The organism is Parviterribacter multiflagellatus, from assembly GCF_056863265.1.
In genome coordinates, this window is sequence record NZ_JBXPIZ010000014.1 from 120696 (window position 1) to 137591 (window position 16896).

17 protein-coding genes are annotated in these 16896 nt (G+C 73.4%); 8 read left to right on the forward strand and 9 right to left on the reverse strand.

Annotation, left to right across the window (positions count from 1 at the left end; translation table 11 throughout):
* The first annotated feature begins 74 nt into the window (after positions 1-74).
* Positions 75-2249, forward strand: coding sequence for an MMPL family transporter (locus tag AC1UE5_RS26790; RefSeq protein WP_482929006.1), 2175 nt, complete (start codon positions 75-77; stop codon positions 2247-2249).
* Here AC1UE5_RS26790 and AC1UE5_RS26795 read toward each other — a convergent pair.
* The 3 genes from AC1UE5_RS26795 to AC1UE5_RS26805 form a co-directional block, all read right to left on the reverse strand.
* A complete protein-coding gene (locus tag AC1UE5_RS26795; RefSeq protein ID WP_482929007.1) occupies positions 2216-3412 on the reverse strand; it encodes an MFS transporter in 1197 nt (398 codons plus the stop codon). The two genes, AC1UE5_RS26790 and AC1UE5_RS26795, sit on opposite strands and share 34 nt — an antisense overlap.
* A gap of 23 nt (positions 3413-3435) precedes the next feature.
* A complete protein-coding gene (locus AC1UE5_RS26800) occupies positions 3436-4803 on the reverse strand; it encodes a TrpB-like pyridoxal phosphate-dependent enzyme (RefSeq protein ID WP_482929008.1) in 1368 nt (455 codons plus the stop codon).
* 87 nt (positions 4804-4890) lie between these two features.
* On the reverse strand, positions 4891-6063 hold the full coding sequence (locus AC1UE5_RS26805) for an acyl-CoA dehydrogenase family protein (protein ID WP_482929009.1): 1173 nt from the start codon (positions 6061-6063) through the stop codon (positions 4891-4893).
* A gap of 253 nt (positions 6064-6316) precedes the next feature.
* Here AC1UE5_RS26805 and AC1UE5_RS26810 point away from each other — a divergent pair, with 253 nt between their 5' ends.
* The gene (locus tag AC1UE5_RS26810; RefSeq protein ID WP_482929010.1) at positions 6317-6739 is read left to right on the forward strand and encodes a hypothetical protein; all 423 of its coding nucleotides are present in this window, start codon (positions 6317-6319) and stop codon (positions 6737-6739) included.
* Entirely contained in the window at positions 6732-7037 is a 306-nt protein-coding gene (locus AC1UE5_RS26815; protein ID WP_482929011.1) for a hypothetical protein, read from the forward strand. Before AC1UE5_RS26810 ends, AC1UE5_RS26815 begins: the two co-directional genes overlap by 8 nt.
* On the opposite strand, the gene AC1UE5_RS26820 is transcribed toward AC1UE5_RS26815, so the two are convergent.
* From AC1UE5_RS26820 to AC1UE5_RS26835, 4 genes are all read right to left on the reverse strand, one after another.
* Entirely contained in the window at positions 6989-7945 is a 957-nt protein-coding gene (locus AC1UE5_RS26820) for a TerC/Alx family metal homeostasis membrane protein (RefSeq protein ID WP_482929012.1), read from the reverse strand. The two genes, AC1UE5_RS26815 and AC1UE5_RS26820, sit on opposite strands and share 49 nt — an antisense overlap.
* A complete protein-coding gene (cax, locus tag AC1UE5_RS26825) occupies positions 7942-9057 on the reverse strand; it encodes a calcium/proton exchanger (RefSeq protein ID WP_482929013.1) in 1116 nt (371 codons plus the stop codon). The genes AC1UE5_RS26820 and cax overlap by 4 nt, the downstream gene beginning before the upstream one ends.
* A 61-nt stretch (positions 9058-9118) precedes the next feature.
* A complete protein-coding gene (locus tag AC1UE5_RS26830) occupies positions 9119-10258 on the reverse strand; it encodes an aldo/keto reductase (RefSeq protein ID WP_482929014.1) in 1140 nt (379 codons plus the stop codon).
* Positions 10234-11352 (reverse strand): hypothetical protein, encoded by a 1119-nt coding sequence (locus AC1UE5_RS26835; protein WP_482929015.1) that lies wholly within the window; start codon positions 11350-11352, stop codon positions 10234-10236. The genes AC1UE5_RS26830 and AC1UE5_RS26835 overlap by 25 nt, the downstream gene beginning before the upstream one ends.
* A gap of 28 nt (positions 11353-11380) precedes the next feature.
* On the opposite strand from AC1UE5_RS26835, the gene AC1UE5_RS26840 reads away from it, so the two are divergent.
* The 3 genes from AC1UE5_RS26840 to AC1UE5_RS26850 all read left to right on the forward strand — a co-directional run bounded on the left by AC1UE5_RS26840 (position 11381) and on the right by AC1UE5_RS26850 (position 14076).
* The gene (locus AC1UE5_RS26840) at positions 11381-12574 is read left to right on the forward strand and encodes an ArsA family ATPase (RefSeq protein ID WP_482929016.1); all 1194 of its coding nucleotides are present in this window, start codon (positions 11381-11383) and stop codon (positions 12572-12574) included.
* Complete coding sequence (locus tag AC1UE5_RS26845) at positions 12540-12965, forward strand: hypothetical protein (protein ID WP_482929017.1); 426 nt, start codon at positions 12540-12542, stop codon at positions 12963-12965. Before AC1UE5_RS26840 ends, AC1UE5_RS26845 begins: the two co-directional genes overlap by 35 nt.
* Before the next feature lie 67 nt (positions 12966-13032).
* Positions 13033-14076: a GGDEF domain-containing protein gene (locus AC1UE5_RS26850; RefSeq protein WP_482929018.1), complete on the forward strand. Its 1044-nt coding sequence runs from the start codon at positions 13033-13035 to the stop codon at positions 14074-14076.
* Here the strand turns inward: AC1UE5_RS26850 and AC1UE5_RS26855 are convergent.
* On the reverse strand, positions 14029-15249 hold the full coding sequence (locus tag AC1UE5_RS26855) for a kynureninase (protein WP_482929019.1): 1221 nt from the start codon (positions 15247-15249) through the stop codon (positions 14029-14031). The genes AC1UE5_RS26850 and AC1UE5_RS26855 overlap by 48 nt on opposite strands.
* Complete coding sequence (locus tag AC1UE5_RS26860) at positions 15228-15905, reverse strand: alpha/beta hydrolase family protein (protein WP_482929020.1); 678 nt, start codon at positions 15903-15905, stop codon at positions 15228-15230. The genes AC1UE5_RS26855 and AC1UE5_RS26860 overlap by 22 nt, the downstream gene beginning before the upstream one ends.
* 44 nt (positions 15906-15949) lie before the next feature.
* On the opposite strand from AC1UE5_RS26860, the gene AC1UE5_RS26865 reads away from it, so the two are divergent.
* Positions 15950-16159 (forward strand): hypothetical protein, encoded by a 210-nt coding sequence (locus AC1UE5_RS26865; protein WP_482929021.1) that lies wholly within the window; start codon positions 15950-15952, stop codon positions 16157-16159.
* Positions 16160-16163: 4 nt separating this feature from the next.
* The gene (locus AC1UE5_RS26870; protein WP_482929022.1) at positions 16164-16886 is read left to right on the forward strand and encodes a hypothetical protein; all 723 of its coding nucleotides are present in this window, start codon (positions 16164-16166) and stop codon (positions 16884-16886) included.
* Positions 16887-16896: the final 10 nt, after the last annotated feature.

Below are 16896 nucleotides of genomic sequence, written 5' to 3' on the forward strand. Positions count from 1 at the left end.
CCGGCGGCGGTCGTCGGAACGGCGCGCGGGCCGCAGGCTCGGAGGCCCCTGCTCCCGACCACCAAGGACCCTCCATGGCCTCTGCCCTCGACCGCCTCGGCCGCGCCGCCTTCCGCCGGCGCCGCCTCGTGCTCGCCGTCTGGCTCGCCGTCTTCGGCGTCGTGGCCGCGGGCGCGCTGACGCTCAGCGGCCCGACCGGCGGCACGTTCTCGATCCCGGGCGCCGAGTCGCAGCGCGCGATCGACCTGCTGGAGGAGCGGCTCCCCGCGGCCAACGCCGCTTCCGGGCGGATCGTCTTCGCCGCCCCGCCGGGCGAGCGGCTCAGCGGTGCCCGGCAGGCCGCCGTCCAGGACGCCGTGCGACGCGTGGCGCAGGTCCCCGGGGTGACGGAGGCGAGCGACCCGTTCGCGGGCGGCCGCGTGTCGGAGGACGGCCGGATCGCGCTCGCGCAGGTCGCGTTCGACGAGCCCGCCGAGACGCTGGCGGACGGCCCGCGCGAGGCGGTGCAGCGGGCCGCGGAGTCGGCCGAGCGGGCCGGCGTGCAGGTTGAGCTCGGCGGCGACGCGGTCGTCGAGGAGGGCGAGTCCGGGCTCGGCGAGATCATCGGCATCCCCATCGCGGCGGTCGTCCTGACGATCACGTTCGGGTCGCTCGTCGCGGCCGGCCTCTCGCTGCTGACCGCCATCGTCGGCGTCAGCACGGGGCTCGCCGCGATCATCGCCGCGACGGGCTTCGTCGACCTCAACGAGAGCGTCCCGACGCTGGCGCTGATGCTCGGCCTCGCCGTCGGGATCGACTACGCCCTGTTCATCGTCTCCCGTCATCGCGCGCAGCTGCAGGCCGGGATGGCGCTCGAGGCATCCGCCGGGCGCGCCGTCGGCACGGCCGGCAGCGCCGTCGTCTTCGCGGGCGCCACGGTCATCATCGGGCTGGCCGCGCTGAGCGTCGCCGGCATCCCGTTCCTGACGGCGATGGGGCTCGCGGCCGCCGGGACGGTGGCGATCGCGGTGCTGATCGCGCTCACGCTCGTGCCCGCGCTGCTGGGCTACGCCGGGCCGCGCCTCGCCAAGGGGCGCCGCCGTCACGCGGGCGCGCGGGCGGCGCGGCCGACGCTCGGCGCGCGCTGGGTGGAGCTCGTGCTCCGCCACCGCGTGGCCGCCGTGGTGGTCACCGTCGCGGCGCTCGGCGCATGCGCGATCCCGGTGCTCGACCTGCGGCTGGGGATGTCCGACGACTCCAGCGCCGCGCGCGACACCACCAACCGCAAGGCCTACGACCTCCTCGCCGAGGGCTTCGGCCCCGGCTTCAACGGGCCGCTGACGATCGTCGTGGACGGCGGCGCCGGCGCGGGCCGTGCGGACACGGCGCGGGCGGCGGACGCGGTGGCCGCGGAGCTGCGGCGCCAGGACGACGTCGCGAGCGTCGGCGCGCCCACGCTGAACCGGGCCGGCGACACCGCGGTGCTGACGCTCACCCCGGCGAGCGGCCCGTCTGCTGCATCGACCAAGGCGCTCGTCGAACGGCTGCGCGACCGCGCACCCGCGCTCGAGCGCGAGACGCGGAGCGCGGTGCTGGTCACCGGCCCGACCGCGGTCAACATCGACGTGGCCGACCGGCTCGGGCGGGCGCTGATCCCGTTCCTCGCGGTGATCGTCGGGCTCGCGTTCGTGCTGCTGACCGTCGCGTTCCGCTCGGTCGTCGTGCCGCTGACGGCGATCGCCGGCTTCCTGCTCACCATCGGCGCGGCGTTCGGCGGCGTGGTCGCGATCTTCCAGGACGGCTTCGCGGCCGACCTTCTCGGCGTCGCCGAGCCCGCCCCGATCATCTCGATCCTCCCGATCATCATCACGGGCATCCTGTTCGGGCTCGCGATGGACTACCAGGTCTTCCTGGTGTCGCGGATGCGCGAGGAGCACGTGCACGGGGCGGCGCCGGCGCAGGCGGTCGCCGCGGGCTTCCGCCACGGCGCGCGGGTCGTCACGGCCGCCGCGCTGATCATGGGCGCCGTGTTCGCCGGGTTCATCCTCGAGCAGGACGCGATCATCAAGTCGGTCGGCTTCGCGCTGGCGTTCGGCATCCTCGTCGACGCGTTCGTCGTGCGGATGACGCTCATCCCGGCGGTGATGGGGCTGCTGGGCGAGCGCGCGTGGTGGCTGCCCCGGCCGCTCGGGCGGCTCCTCCCCGACCTCGACCTCGAGGGCCGCGCGCTGGAGCGTCAGGGCGAGCCGGCGCCGTCGGCCGGCGACTGACGCAGGCGGCGCACGCCGAACCCGACGAGCACCGCGCCGACCCCGGCGGCGACGACCGCGACCGCGTGCAGGCCCGCGGTCGTCGCCGACGCCCCGAACGCGACCGCCAGCAGGAAGGTCGCGGTCATCGCCCCGAGGTAGCGGAACGTCTGGAAGAGGCCGCCCGCGGCGCCCATCTGCTCGCGCGGGGTCCGCTCGTACAGCCCGGTCTGCAGCGAGATGTTCGTGAACGCGCCGGGGATGCCGAGCACGGCGACGATCACCGCCATGGCCGCCAGCGCCGTGCCGGTTGAGGCCGTGAGCAGGAGGAGCGGGCCGGCCGTCAGCGCGACCGCGCCCGCCACGAAGCCCGCCGGCCAGCCGCGGCGCGCGACGAAGCGCGCGGTGAGCGGCGTGATCAGCGCGCCGAGCGCCGCCAGCGGGACGAGCAGCAGCCCGGCCTCCTCCGGCTCCAGCCCGCGCGCGTCCTCCAGCCACTGCGGGACGCCGAAGAACATCGCGAAGAAGACGACGTTGACCGCCGCGTACTGGACGAGCACCGCGAGCACGCCGCGGTCGCGGAGGAGCGGCCCGAACCCGGCGGGCGCGGCCCCCGCGGACGCGCGCGGGCCGTCCGGCGGGATCGCACGCAGGGCGAGCGGCAGCCCGATCAGCGCGAGCGGCACGTTGACGAGGAAGATCGCCTCCCACCCGACCGTGCCGACCAGCACGCCGCCGAGCACCGGCCCGAACGCGGCGCTCGACGCGTTGGCGACGTTGACCGCGGCGAGCGCGCCGGTCGGCGGCGGCGAGCCCTCGGGCACGCTGCGGCGGAGGATCGCCAGGCCGGCCGGGAACGCCGCGGACGTCCCGAGCGAGAGCGTCACGCGCGCGAGCACGAGCCAGCCGAACGACGGCGCCAGCGGCGCGAGCGCGCCCGTCAGCCCGACGAGGACCCAACCGGCGCACAGCACGCGGCGCGGGCCGAGCAGGTCCGCCAGCCGCCCCGCGAGCGGCTGCCCGATCGTGGCGGCGACGTAGAACGCGGTGATCAGCCACGTGACGGTGCCCAGCGACACGTCGAAGTCCTCCCGCAGCGTCACCAGCGCCACGGCGATCATCGACGAGTTGAGCGGGTTGAGGAGCGTGCCGAGGACGATCGCGCCGACGACCGGGCGCGGCACGCGCCCTCCGGATCCAGGGGCGCTCAGCTGAGCACCGGAGTGCCCGCGGGCAGCCGGGCCAGCGCCGCGTCGACGCCGGAGCGGTCGAAGGCCGGCTCCTCCAGCGCGCCCGCGAGGTACGCGTCGTACGCGGCGAGGTCGAAGTGGCCGTGGCCGGAGAGGTTGAACAGGATCACCCGCTCCTCCCCCGCCTCGCGCGCGGCCAGCGCCTCGTCGACCGCGACGCGGATCGCGTGCGCGGACTCGGGCGCCGGGATGATGCCCTCGGTGCGCGCGAACTGGACCGCGGCCTCGAACGCCGGGTTCTGCGCGACCGCACGCGCGTCGACCAGGCCGGCCTTGACGACCGCGCACAGCAGCGGCGCGTCGCCGTGGTAGCGCAGGCCGCCCGCGTGGACGGGCGGCGGCACGAAGTCGTGGCCGAGCGTGTACATCGGCATCAGCGGCGTCAGGCCCGCGGTGTCGCCGAAGTCGTACGCGTAGACGCCCTGGGTGAGCGTCGGGCACGCCGCTGGCTCGGCGCCGACGAACCGCGTCCTCGCGCCGTCGCGCAGGTTGCGCCGCAGCCACGGGAACGCGATGCCCGCGAAGTTCGAGCCGCCGCCGACGCAGCCGATCACGACGTCGGGCTCCTCCCCCGCCATCTCCATCTGCGCGATCGACTCCTGGCCGATCACCGTCTGGTGCAGGCAGACGTGGGAGAGGACCGAGCCGAGCGAGTAGTTCGCGTCCGGGTCCTGCGCGGCGACCTCGACCGCCTCGGAGATCGCGATGCCCAGCGAGCCGGTCGGGCTGTCGGCGTTCGCCCGGCCCGCCTCGGTGCGCGTGGACGGCGAGCGGTGCACGGTCGCGCCCCACGTCTGCATCATCGAGCGCCGGTACGGCTTCTGGTCGTAGGACGAGCCGACCATGTAGACCTCGCACTCGAGCCCGAACTTCGCGCACGCGTAGGCGAGCGACGAGCCCCACTGGCCGGCGCCCGTCTCGGTCACGAGCTTCTTGACGCCGGCCTTGGCGTTCTCGTACGCCTGCGGCACCGCGGAGTTGGGCTTGTGCGAGCCGGCCGGCGACACGCCCTCGTACTTGAAGTAGATGTGCGCCGGCGTGTCGAGCGCCCGCTCGAGCGCCCGCGCGCGCACCAGCGGCGTCGGCCGCCACTGCTTGTAGACCTCGCGGACCTCCTCGGGGATCTCGACCTCGGCCTCGGTCGACACCTCCTGCTGGATGATCCCGAGCGGGAAGATCGGCGTGAGGTCCTCGGGCCCCGCGGGCTGCCCGGTGCGCGGGCTCAGCGGCGGAAGCGGGTCGCCGGGCAGGTCGGCGACGAGGTTGACCCAGTGCGTCGGGATCCGGTCTTCGGTGAGCAGGAACTTCGTGCGCTCGGCGGCCATGGCGCGGATCCTAAGGCGCAGCCCACAGAACGACGAAGGGCCGTCCTCGACGGACGGCCCTCCGGTACGGCTGGTGCTGCGAGAGCGCTAGGCCGTGGCCTTCGCGGGCTCCTCGACGCGGCGCGGGAGCAGGGTCTCGCGGGCGATGACGAGGCGCTGGATCTGCGAGGTGCCCTCGTAGAGCTGCATGATCTTCGCGTCGCGCATGAGCTTCTCGACCGGGTACTCCTTGATGAAGCCGTAGCCGCCGTAGACCTGGACGGCGTCCGTGGCGATCTCCATCGCGGAGTCCGACGCGAAGCGCTTGGCGTGCGAGGACTCGAGCGTGTTGCGCTTGCCCTGGTCGAGCAGCGTCGCGGCGTTCCAGGTCATCAGGCGCGAGGCGTGGACCTTGGTCGCCATGTCGGCGAGCATGAACTGGATCGCCTGGTGCATCGCGATCGGCACGCCGAACTGGACGCGCTCCTTCGAGTAGTCGCAGGCGAACTCGAACGCGGCGCGGCCGATGCCGGTCGCCATGGCGGCGACGCCCGGACGGGTGTAGTCCAGGGTCTGCATCGCGACCTTGAAGCCCTTGTTCTCCTGGCCGAGGAGGTACTTGGCCGGGATCACGGTGTCGTTGAAGGTCACGGTCGCCGTGTTCGACGCCCGCTGACCCATCTTGTCTTCCTTCTTGTCGATCGTGATCGTCTCGTCACGCGGGACCAGGAAGGCGGAGATGCCGCGGTGGCCGGCATCCATGTCGGTCTTGGCGTAGACCGTGTACCAGTCGGCGTAGGTGCCGTTGGTGATGAAGCACTTCGAGCCGTTGATGACGTACTCGTCGCCCTTCTTGACGGCCTTCGTGCGCATCGAGGACACGTCCGAGCCGGCGCCCGGCTCGGTGAGGCAGAACGAGGCGAACTTCAGCGACTCGGTCAGGGAGGTGAAGTACTCCTTCTTGACCTCCTCGGAGCCGGCGATCGCGACCGGGGCGGACGCGAGGCCGTTGGCGCCGAGCGACGTCGTGATGCCGGAGCAGCCCCAGGACAGCTCCTCCTCGATGATGGCTCCATCGAGGTGGGACAGGCCGGCGCCGCCGTACTCCTCGGGCGCGTGGGTGTTCATCAGGCCGACCTCGAACGCCTTCTCGAGGATGTCGATCGGCCAGGTCCCGTCCTTGTCGTACTCCCACGCCTTGGGACGGATCTCGTTCACCGCGAAGTCGTGGGCCAGATCGCGGAGGTTCTTCTGCTCGTCGGTGAGCGTGAAGTCGACCATGTGGGGTTGGGCTCCTTGGGGAAGCTTGTGAAAGCCTTCGTTGACTCGCGAGTCAACAATTCCGAGAGGGTACCGCGCCCGGCACCCGGATGTGCCCGTTCAGGCCGCCAGGACGACGATCAGCGCCACGATCCCGCCGATCAGCACGAGCCCCGTCACGAGCGCGAGCGCCCACTGATCCTCGAACAGGACCGGGCGCCGCGGCGCCATCGACCTCCGCCTGAACCTCGCCCACATGCGGCAGACTCTAGGCGTGGAGGCCGCGTTCGGATACGTCTTGTTCGGCGTGGTGATCGCGGCCGCGATCGTCGCGATCGCCAGTCTTCGTGGGGATCGTTACGACCACATCGGCCGCGGCGGGCTGTTCGAGGACGACCCTCGCCGGCGCGCGAGCGAGACCACCTCCACCGCCGTCCGCGACGAGGAGGTGCGGCAGATGCTCACCGCCGCCAACGCGCGCCGCGTGGCCCGCGGGGAGGCGCCCCGCGACGTCGAGGCGGAGCTGGCGCGTCTGACTCGGCCATCCGTCGACCCCGAGCTGGAGGCCGAGGTGCGCGCGCTCGTGCACGCCAGGAACGCCCGCCGGGCGCGTCGCGGGCAGCCGCCGTTGGACGTCGAGGCGGAGGTGCGCAGGCAACTCGACGACGCCATGGGGTACAACGCCGAGCATGGCTGATCCCAGAACCTTCGAGCTGGACGAGCTCTCCAACCGCCCCGGGACCTACTACAACCCGCAGACCGACGTGGTCGTGATCGTCGACGACACCGTCGACGTCGACACCGAGGTCTTCAACATGGAGGAGTTCGAGGGGGCCGACTGGGTCCTCATCTCCGACGAGGTCCCGGTCGACGAGGCGCAGCGCGACGAGCTGCTCGAGTCCTTCCAGGTGACCCAGCGGCCGTCGGGCGAGACGCCCAACGAGGACTACGACGAGATCGACCCCGAGCCGGAGGGCGTCGAGGAGCTGGAGTGAGCCTCGCGCCGGTCGGCGATCTCTGACGCCGTGATCCCGATGGCGAACGCCCCGAGCACGATCGCCAGCGACCCGACCGGCCCGATGTGCACCACGTCCTCGATCAGCAGCTTGACGCCGACCAGGGCCAGCACGATCGCGATCGTCTGGTCCAGGTAGCGGAAGCGCCGGATCAGCCCTTCGACGAGGACGAACAGCGCGCGCAGCCCGAGCAGCGCGAAGACGTTGCCCATCCAGATCGCGAACTCGTCGCGCGTGATCGCGAACGCGGCGGGGATCGAGTCGATGGCGAACGCGATGTCGGCCGCCACGATCGCCGCCAGGCAGAGGAACAGCGGCGTCGCGTGGAGCTTGTGGTCGAGCCGGTGGAACCACGCGTTGCCGTAGTACTCGGTCGTGACCGGGAACACGCGCCGCACGCCGCGCACCACGAGGTTCTTGTTCGGGTCGGCGCTCTCGTCGACGCCCTGGAGGATCCGGTAGGCGAGCAGGATCAGCAGCGCGCCGAGGACGTACACGATCCAGTGGAACTCCTCGATCAGCGCGACGCCGCCCATGATCGCCAGGCCGCGCAGCACGAGCGCGAAGATGATCCCGAAGAAGAGCAGCCGCGCCCGCAGCTCGACCGGCGTCTGGAAGTACGCGAAGAGCAGCAGGAAGACGAAGAGGTTGTCGAGCGACAGCGACCGCTCGATGAGGTAGACGGTCGTGTAGTTGACCGCCCGCTCGGAGTCGTCGAGGACGAGCAGCGCGACGGCGGCGAGCAGGCTGAGCACGAGCCAGCCGATCGACCAGACGACGCCCTCGCGGAAGCTCGGCTCCCGCCCGCGCGCGAAGAAGTGCAGGTCGATCCACAGGAAGAAGAGCAGGGCGACGACGAGCCCGATCCAGTGTGCGGCGTTGCTCATGCGTAGAAGAACACCACGCCCATCAGGGCGTACAGCGCCAGCATCTGGAGGCCCTCGAACCAGGTCGACTCGCCCTCGTTGACGACGAAGTTGGCGACGAGGATCGCGAGGAACACGGCGACGAGCTCGTAGCCGTTGAAGACGAGCGCCATCGGGTGGTCCCCGACGACGAACGAGAGCAGCACGAGCACCGGCGCGACGAACAGCGCGATCTGGGCGCTCGAGCCGATCGCGATGTTGACGCTGAGGTCCATCTTGTCCTTGGCGGCGAAGTAGATCGCGACCCAGTGCTCGGCGGCGTTGCCGACGATCGCGACGACGATCAGGCCGACGAAGAACGGGCTGATGCCGATGCCCTCGGACGCCTCGGTGATCGAGCCGACGAGGATCTCCGACATGACGCCGACCGCGACGCCGGCGCCCGCCAGCGAGAGGACCGAGCGCCTGATCGACCATGCCTCCTCGTCCTCGCGCGCGTCCTCCTCGTGCGGGTTGAACAGGCCGCGGTGGGTCTTGAGGCTGAAGACCAGGCCGGCGGCGTAGGAGCCGAGCAGGATCACCGCGACGATCGCGGACATCGTCTCCAGGTCGGAGCCGAAGTCGACCTCCTCTGCCCCCACCCGCGGCAGCGAGCCGCCGTGGATGAGCTGGAACGCCGCCGGCAGCACGAGCGCCGCGCCGGCCAGCAGGAGCATCAGCACCTGCGCGTTGGCGGCCGTGTGGTTGAACGTCTGCTTCTCGCGCCGCGCCCCGCCGACGAGCATCGCGGCGCCCATCACGAGCAGGATGTTGCCGAGGATCGAGCCGACCAGCGAGGCCTTGACGACCTCCTGCAGCCCCTCGCGCAGCGCGAAGAACGCGATCACCAGCTCGGGGAAGTTGCCGAACGTGACGTTGAGCAGGCCGCCGATGCCCGGGCCGGTGCGGTGGGCGAGCTCCTCGGTGGAGCGGCCCATCAGCGCGGCGGTGGGGATCACGCCGAGCGCGGCCGCGACGAAGATGATCTCCGCCGACGTGTGCGCCAGCTCGAGCGCGATCGCGATCGGGATGAACGGGACGAGCAGGTACGGCCACCCGGACCCGCTCAACAGGAAGCTCTTGACGTCACGCACCGCGGCCAACCTACCCACCGCCGCAAGGGGTTGACCGCGGCGGAGGGTCGGCCGGCGGGATCTACTGCGTCTTGGTCAGGTCGCGGCCGGGGTCGATCGCCCACCGCGACGCGAGCTGCGCGAGGTGCTCGTCGACGTCCCAGCGGTCGGGCAGCGCGGGCCCGTCGTGGTCCGGCGTCGCGCCCTTGAGGAGCATCGAGCCGTGGTTGTCGCCGATCGCGCGCAGCTCGTCGACCTCGGCCGCGCTCAGCGGCGAGACCGCCGGCACCGCGGCCAGCTCGGCGCGCTTCTCCTCGACCGGGCGGCCGCCGGGCTCCTGGATCAGCGTCGGGACGACGCACTTGACCGGGCCGTGCGCGAGGTCCCACGCGCAGGAGAGCTGAAGCGGCGTCAGGCCGTGCCGCGCGCCGATCGGCCGCATGCGGTCGAGCTTCTCGCGGCCGGCCTCGACCCACCCCTGCGGGCGGAAGAGCCGGTGGTCGCGCTCGGCGAAGGCGTGGCCGGGCTCGACGTCGTCCCAGAACAGGCCGCCGTAGTCGACGACGCGCGCGATGACGTCCACGCCGTGGCGCTCGGCGGCCTCCAGCGCCAGCTCGCCGGGCCACGGCTCCATCGGGCTGAGGATCAGCATCGCCCAGTCGATCCGGTCCCCGAACCGCTCGAAGCAGTCGATGACGTCGAGCGTGAAGCCGTTCGCCGGCCCCGGCGCGACGCCGATCTTCGCGGTGAGACCTGCGTCCACCAGCGCGCTCATCCCGTCCCAGACCGCCTCGGACGTGTAGCCCGCGCGGTCGGGGTTGTGGAGGAGCAGGACGTCGAGGTGGTCGACCCCGAGCCGCTCCAGCGACAGCTCGGTGGCGGTGCGCAGGTACGACGCGTAGGCGTCCGGCCCGCGCAGGCGCGGGTCGGTGAAGCGTGGGAACCCCTTCGCGCCCTCGCGCTCGCCCTCGTAGAAGTCGTGACCGACCGCGCCGATCAGCGTGTACGTGTCGCGCCCGCGCCCGGCCAGCGCGCGGGCGACCACGCGGTCCGCCTCGCCCGTGCCGTAGACGTCGGCGGTCAGGACCGTGTCGATGTCGTCGCCGGGGGTGAGCAGCGCGGTCAGCCGCTCGTCGTCGAGCTGCTGGCCGAAGTGCATGAAGCGGCCGCCGCTCCACGCCCCCAGCGCGACGTGTCCTACTGGCCGATGAGGGATGCGCATTCCTGGAGCTTGGTGAGGTCGCCCGCGGCCTCGGTCACGCACGCGTCGTACTTCGAGGTCGAGCCCGCGGAGGGCGTGGTGGCCGTGCCGGAGGAACCCGAGCCGGAGCCTGACGCGCCGGAGCCGCCGAGGCCCGGGATCGAGCCGCCCAGCGCGCTCTCCAGCTCGGACAGCGGCTTGGCGTCCTTCGGCTCCTCGATCTCCTGCTCCTCGTTGAGCTCGGCGAACGAGAGGTCGAACGTGATGTCGCCGCTGCTCAGGCCGTTGAGGTCCTTGCGCTCGCCCTCGGGGACCTCGAACGCGACCTTGATGTTGAGGCGGCGCAGGGTGCGGTCGTCCTTGCCCGTCCAGACCTCGACCTTCGCGCTCTTGACGCCGTCGGCGATCGCCTGCCGGTCCTTCGCGGAGAGCTGCGAGCCGGTCGCCTGGTCGTCCTGCTGCGGGTCGTCGGCGCACGGGTCGTCCGGCTGCTGGCTGCCCGTCCGGCCGAGGATGCGGTTGACGTCCTCGAGGAAGACCGGCACGTCGATCGACGCGGTGATGTGCGTCGTCTCGGCCCCGCCGATCTTCTCCTCGCCCGCGCTCTTGGCGTCGCTGAGCCACTTGGCGGGGTCGATGCCGAGCGTGCGGATCGAGACGCCCGAGTCCTTGCCGGCGTTCTCCTCGGTGCACTTGGCCTGCTCGGCGTAGCCGTCCTTGAACGACTTGTAGAGCTCGTCGGAGAGGACGTAGGCCTGGTCGGCGAGCGTCAGGTAGCCGGCGTCCTCCGCCGAGACCGCACCGACCCGGAGCGACTGGCCGCTGACGTCGAGCTGTGCGGTGAAGTCGAACTTCGGCAGCTCGGTCCCGCCGCGCGACTGGAAGGGCCCGCTGAGCTTCAGCGCGAGCGGCCCGTTCACGTTCGCCAGCCCCTTCGTGTTGACGCGGACCGAGAGGCCGAGCTGGCCGCTCTTGACCTCCTTGCCGTCGCCGAAGGTCTCCTTCAGCACCGCGTCGACGTCGCCGGAGTCGGAGCTCGAGTCGTCGCCCCCGCAGGCCGCGAGGCCCAGCGTGGAGGCGCAGACGAGCAGCAGCAGGGACAGCCACCTGGTCATGCGGCGTCAGCGTACACTCGCGCGGCTGATGCCCTGCCGCACCATCCTGTACACCGGCAAGGGCGGTGTGGGCAAGACGTCCGTGGCCGCCGCGACCGCGCGCCGGTGCGCCGCCGCGGGCGCGCGGACGCTCGTCGTCTCCACCGACCCCGCGCACTCGCTCGCCGACGTGCTCGGCACGCCGCTGGGCGGTGAGCCGACCGAGGTCGCGCCGCGGCTCTGGGCCCAGCAGATCACGGCGCAGGACGAGCTGGAGGCCAACTGGTCCGCGGTGCAGGAGTGGGCGGGCTCGCTGATGGTCGAGCGCGGCGTGGACCGCATCACGGCCGACGAGCTGACCGTCCCGCCGGGCGCGGACGAGCTGTTCGCGCTGCTGCAGATCAAGCGCCACTACGAGGCGGGCGACGTCGACGTGCTCGTCGTCGACTGCGCGCCGACCGGCGAGACGCTGCGGCTCCTCTCGTTCCCCGACGTCGCGCGGTGGTGGCTGGAGCGCGTGTTCCCCCAGCAGGGGCGGCTGCTCGACGCGGCGCGCCCCATCGCTCGCGCGATGCTCGACGTCGAGCTGCCCGGCGAACGGGTGCTCGACGAGGTGCGGCGCCTGATCGGCAACATGGTCGCGATGCACGGCATCCTCCGGGACCGCGAGCACGTGACGCTGCGCCTCGTCATGAACCCCGACCGCATGGTCGTGGACGAGGCGCGCCGCACGTTCACCTACCTCAACCTCTACGGCTTCCTCACCGACGCGGTGGTCGTCAACCGCGTCTTCCCGGAGGACGTCGGCGACTACTTCGCGGGGTGGCGCGAGACCCAGCAGCGCGCGCTGGCCGAGGTCGACGCGGCGTTCGCGCCCGTCCCCGTGCTGCGCGCGCCGTACTTCGAGCAGGAGGTGCGCGGCGACGCGATGCTCGACCGGCTCGGCGACGCGCTGTTCGCGGGCCACGTGGAGCGTGACGTGCTGCACACGTCGTTCACGCAGGGCCTGGAGGTCGGCGAGGATGGGGCGCGGCTGCGGCTCGACCTGCCGTTCGCGCGCAAGGGGGAGCTCAAGCTCCGCCGCATCGGGGACGAGCTGGTCGTCCGCGTCGGCCCCCACAAGCGCACGATGCTGCTGCCGCCCGCCCTGGCTGGGTACCGCCCCTCAGCCGCCACCTTCGAGGACGATGCCCTGGTGATCCAGTTCGATGCCCCCCAAGCGCCCGTCGCGAGCGACGCCTGAGGCCCTGCAGGCGCTGCGCGAGCGCCTCGAGGCCACGCAGCGTGCCGCCCAGCAGCTGGCGGAGGACGCCGCGGCCGCCCGCGCCGCCGCGGCCGCCGAGGCCGAGGCGGAGCCCGCCGGCGCCGCGTCCGACCGCCCGCCGCCGATGGGCTGGGACGTGCCGCGCTCGACCGAGCGCGCGAACGCGGAGCTGGAGGCGCTGATCGGCCTGCTCAACGCGATCCGCGACGTGCTGCCGCCGGACCTGCGGGCCCAGCTCGCGCAGCTCGTCCGCTCGCTGCTGGAGTTCGTCCGGGCGGTGCTGGACTGGTGGATCGGCCGGCTGGAGGGCGGCGGCGACGGCCGGGGCGGCGACGGCCGCGACGACGTCCAGGACATCCCCATCACCTAGCCGCGCGGACCTGCCTCTCCGTCCAGACCGCTCAAGGTCCTTTGCAACCGGACCGACGTAGGTCCGGATGCCGACACCGCCCACGTACGCGGGCTTCAACCTCGACAACCTGCGCCAGCTCACCGCCACGGGGTGGGGCCTGGGCGTCGCGCTCACGGTCGCCTGCCTGGCGATCGCGCCGCCCACCGAGGCCGTCGGGGACGCGGGCTGGGCGGTCGCGGCGGCGATGGAGGTGGCGCTCGGCCTGGTCGTCCTGCACGTCCTCCGGCCGGCACGCGCGTCGTTCGACGCGATGCTGTTCCTCGCCGGGACGGCGGTCGTCAAGGTGGCGGTCCTCCAGTGGCTGGCGGGCGGCTGGGAGTCGCCGGTCGACCAGCTCCTGCTGCTCGTGATCCTCATGGTGTGCGCTGGCCACCCGCTCCGGCGCGCGGTGCCGTTCGCCGGCTGCGTGATGGCCGCCGCGCTGCTGCCCGTCGCGTACGACGACCACCACGACGCGCTGCCGGAGACGCTGGTCCAGCTCACGACGTGGGCCGTCATGGCCGCCTTCACGCTCACGATCATGGCCCGCGTCCGCGCCCAGCGCCTGCAGGAGCGCGGCCTCGCCCGCTCCGACGCGCTCACCCAGCTCGCCAACCGGCGCGCGTTCGAGGAGGCCGTGGACGCGACCGCGCAGGACTACGGCGTGATCTCGCTCGCGATCGGCGACCTCAACGACTTCAAGGAGGTCAACGACCGCTTCGGCCACCTCGCGGGCGACCGCTGCCTGGCCGACGTCGGGGCGGCGCTGGCCGACCATGCGCGGCTGGGCGACGAGGTCTTCCGCTGGGGCGGCGACGAGTTCGCGGTGCTGCTGCGCGGCACGTGCGCGTCCGAGGTCGCGGTCGTGTGCGAGCGGCTCGAGCGGGCCGTCGCCGAGACCGTGCGGCGGCCGGACGGCCTGCCGGTGTGCATCACGTTCGGCTGGGCGACGACCGAGGGCGAGGCGCACGTGCGCGAGCTGGTCGTCGCGGCCGACGAAGCCCTCTTCGCGCGCAAGCGGGCGCGGGCGGCGGCGCTCGGGTCAGGTGACGCGATGGCGCTCGGCGCTGACCGCCTCGTGGGCGCCTGACGCGACGAGGTCGCGCGTCCGGACGGCGGCTTCGCGGACGTCGGCGAAGGTCGAGTACAGCGCCGGGAACGCGAACCGGACGATGTCGGGCTCGCGGAAGTCGGGGACGACGCCGGCCCGCTCGATCAGGGCTCGGCAGACCTGCCAGCCCTGCGGGTGCCGGAGCGCGACGTGGCCGCCCCGGCGGCGTGGGTCGCGCGGCGAGCCGACGGTGAAGCCGAGCGGCGCGAGGAGCGCGTCGGCGAGCGTGACGAAGTGGCCGGTGAGCGCGCGGTGCTTGGCGGCGATCGCCCGCATCCCCGCCTCGGCCACCAGCTCGACGCCCGCCTGCACGGCCGCGAGCGCGAGGATCGGCGGCGTGCCCGCCTGGAAGCGGTCGATGCCGGGCGCCGGGTCGTAGTCGGGGCCCATCGCGAACTGGTCGCGCTGGCCGAACCAGCCCTGGATCGGCGTGCGCAGCTCCTCCTGGAGGTCGGCTCTGACGTAGAGCCAGGCGGGCGCCCCGGGCCCGCCGTTGAGGTACTTGTACGAGCAGCCGACCGCCAGCCGCGCGTGCGCGTGGAGGTCGAGCTCGACGGCGCCGGCGGCGTGGCTGAGATCCCACACGACCTCGGCGCGAGCGTCGCGCCACCCCGCCAGGTCGGCGACCGCGCCGGTGCGGTAGTCGACGGCGGAGAGGACCGCGAGCCGCGCGGAGTCCGCGGCGGCGCGCGCCTCGTCGACCGTCGCGGCGAGGTGGAGCGGGACGCCGTGGCGCGCGGCCAGCCCCTGCAGGACGTAGCGGTCGGTGGGGAAGTCGTCGCGCAGGGCGACGATCGGGCCGGGCTCCTGCGCGAGCACCGCCGACGCGAGCTTGTAGAGGTTGACCGTCGTCGAGTCGCAGGCGAGCACCTCGCCCGGCTGCGCGCCGAGCACGTGGAGCGCGAGCAGGTCGCCGATGCGGCGCGGCAGCTCGATCCAGTCCGGCCACGCGGTGACCAGGCGGCTCCCCCACTCCGCGACGACGTCGCCGACGGCCTGCGCGGTGGCGTGCGGGAGGCGGCCGAGCGAGTTGCCGTCCACGTACAGCGGCCCGCCCGCGGTGCGGACGAAGCGGTCGGTGAAGTGGCGCAGCGGGTCGGCGGCGTCGAGGGCCGCGGCGTGCTCGGCGCTCAGGACGTCCGCGTCAGCCACCCCACGACCTCCCTCCACGCGCCGCTGGCCGGGTCGATGTGCTCCATGTGGCCCTCGCCCTCCCGCACGCGCAGGGTCACGTCGCCGCCGCGCGCGGCGAGCCGCTCGGACTGCTCGACCGGGACCATGTCGTCGAGCGTGCCGTGGACGAGCAGGACGCGCGCCGGCAGCGGGGCGCGGGCGATGGGCGAGGCGGCCTCGAGCTGCTCCCCCGCGAACTTGTCGACGACGCCCTCGCCGAGCCGCCGGCGCGAGGCGTCGACGAGGTCGGTCACGGCGGCCTGGCCGACCACGCGCGGGACGTGCCCGGCCATCAGCAGCGCGAGGTGGCCGCCGGCCGAGTGGCCGACCGCGGCGGTGGGGTTGCGGCCGAGCGCCGTGCGCAGGTGCGCGATCGCGGCGGCGACGTCCTCGGCGGTCGTGGGCCAGCCGCCGCCGGTGTGCAGGCGCCGGTACTCGACGTTGAAGGACGCCAGGCCGCGGCGGGCGAGGTCGGCGGCGAGCGGCGCCATCAGGTCGCGCGTGTAGCGCTTGCGCCAGAAGCCGCCGTGGACGAGGACGATGGTGTCCGGGCCGGTCGGGTTCGCGTCCGGGACGAGGAGGTCCGCGACCTGCTCGGGGTGGTCGCCGTACCGGTGGGTCTGCGGCTCCGCCATGGCGGCGCATGGTGGCAGCCCGCGCTGGATACGCTCCAGCGCACGTGACCGCCACCCCCGCAGACCGCATCCGGACGCTGCTGCTCCGTGCGGACAACGTGCTGAAGAACGAGGGCGACCAGGCCGACCGCGTGCGGCGCGCCCGCAAGGCGCTGGAGGAGGCGCGCGACGTCGCGCGCGACCCGGCGGTGGACGAGCGGGTGCGGGAGCTGGTGGAGCGGCGCCTCGCGGGCCTCGACGCGCTGGAGGCCTGAGCCGGTGGCGTCGCGCGTGCAGGCCGTGCTGCGGAACCTCGACCGCGACCAGCAGCTCGCGGGGCTCGCCTCGCTGGCGCTGCTCGTGACGCTGTTCCTCCCCTGGTACCAGAAGAGCGTCGCGGTGGGCAACCGCGGGCTCGACTCGCAGAACCTCAGCGCGTTCGGCGTCTTCTCGTTCGTCGAGGCGGCCGTGCTGCTGGTGGCGGCCGGCGTGTTCGCACTGCTGTTCGCCCGGGGCGAGCGCAAGGCGTTCCACCTCCCCGGCGGCGACGGGACGGTCATCCTCGCCGCGGGCGGCTGGGCGGCGCTGCTGCTGCTCTGGCGGGTGTTCGACCGGCCGGACGTCGAGGGCGTCGGCGCGACGGTCGGCATCACGTGGGGCTTCTTCTTCGCGTTCCTCGCGGCCGCGGGCATCGCGGCGGCGGGGTGGCGCATCCGCCAGGTGGGGCGTCCGGAGCCGCCGAACCCCGCGGCCATGGAGCCCGCGCGGCGCCCGCGTCCGCGCCGCGAGCCGCGCGAGGCCGCGCCGCCGCGCGACATGCCGTCGCGCGAGGCGCCGACGGGCGAGGCTCCCACCCGCCGCGTGCGGCCCGCCGCCTACGACGACGACCAGCCGACGCTGTGGTCCGACGAGGAGCCGACCCGCCAGCAGCGCGCCCCGCGCGAGCGTCCGCGCCCGCCGCTCGAGCCCGGCGAGATCCCGCCGGCGCCCGACCGCGGCTAGGAGCCGCAGC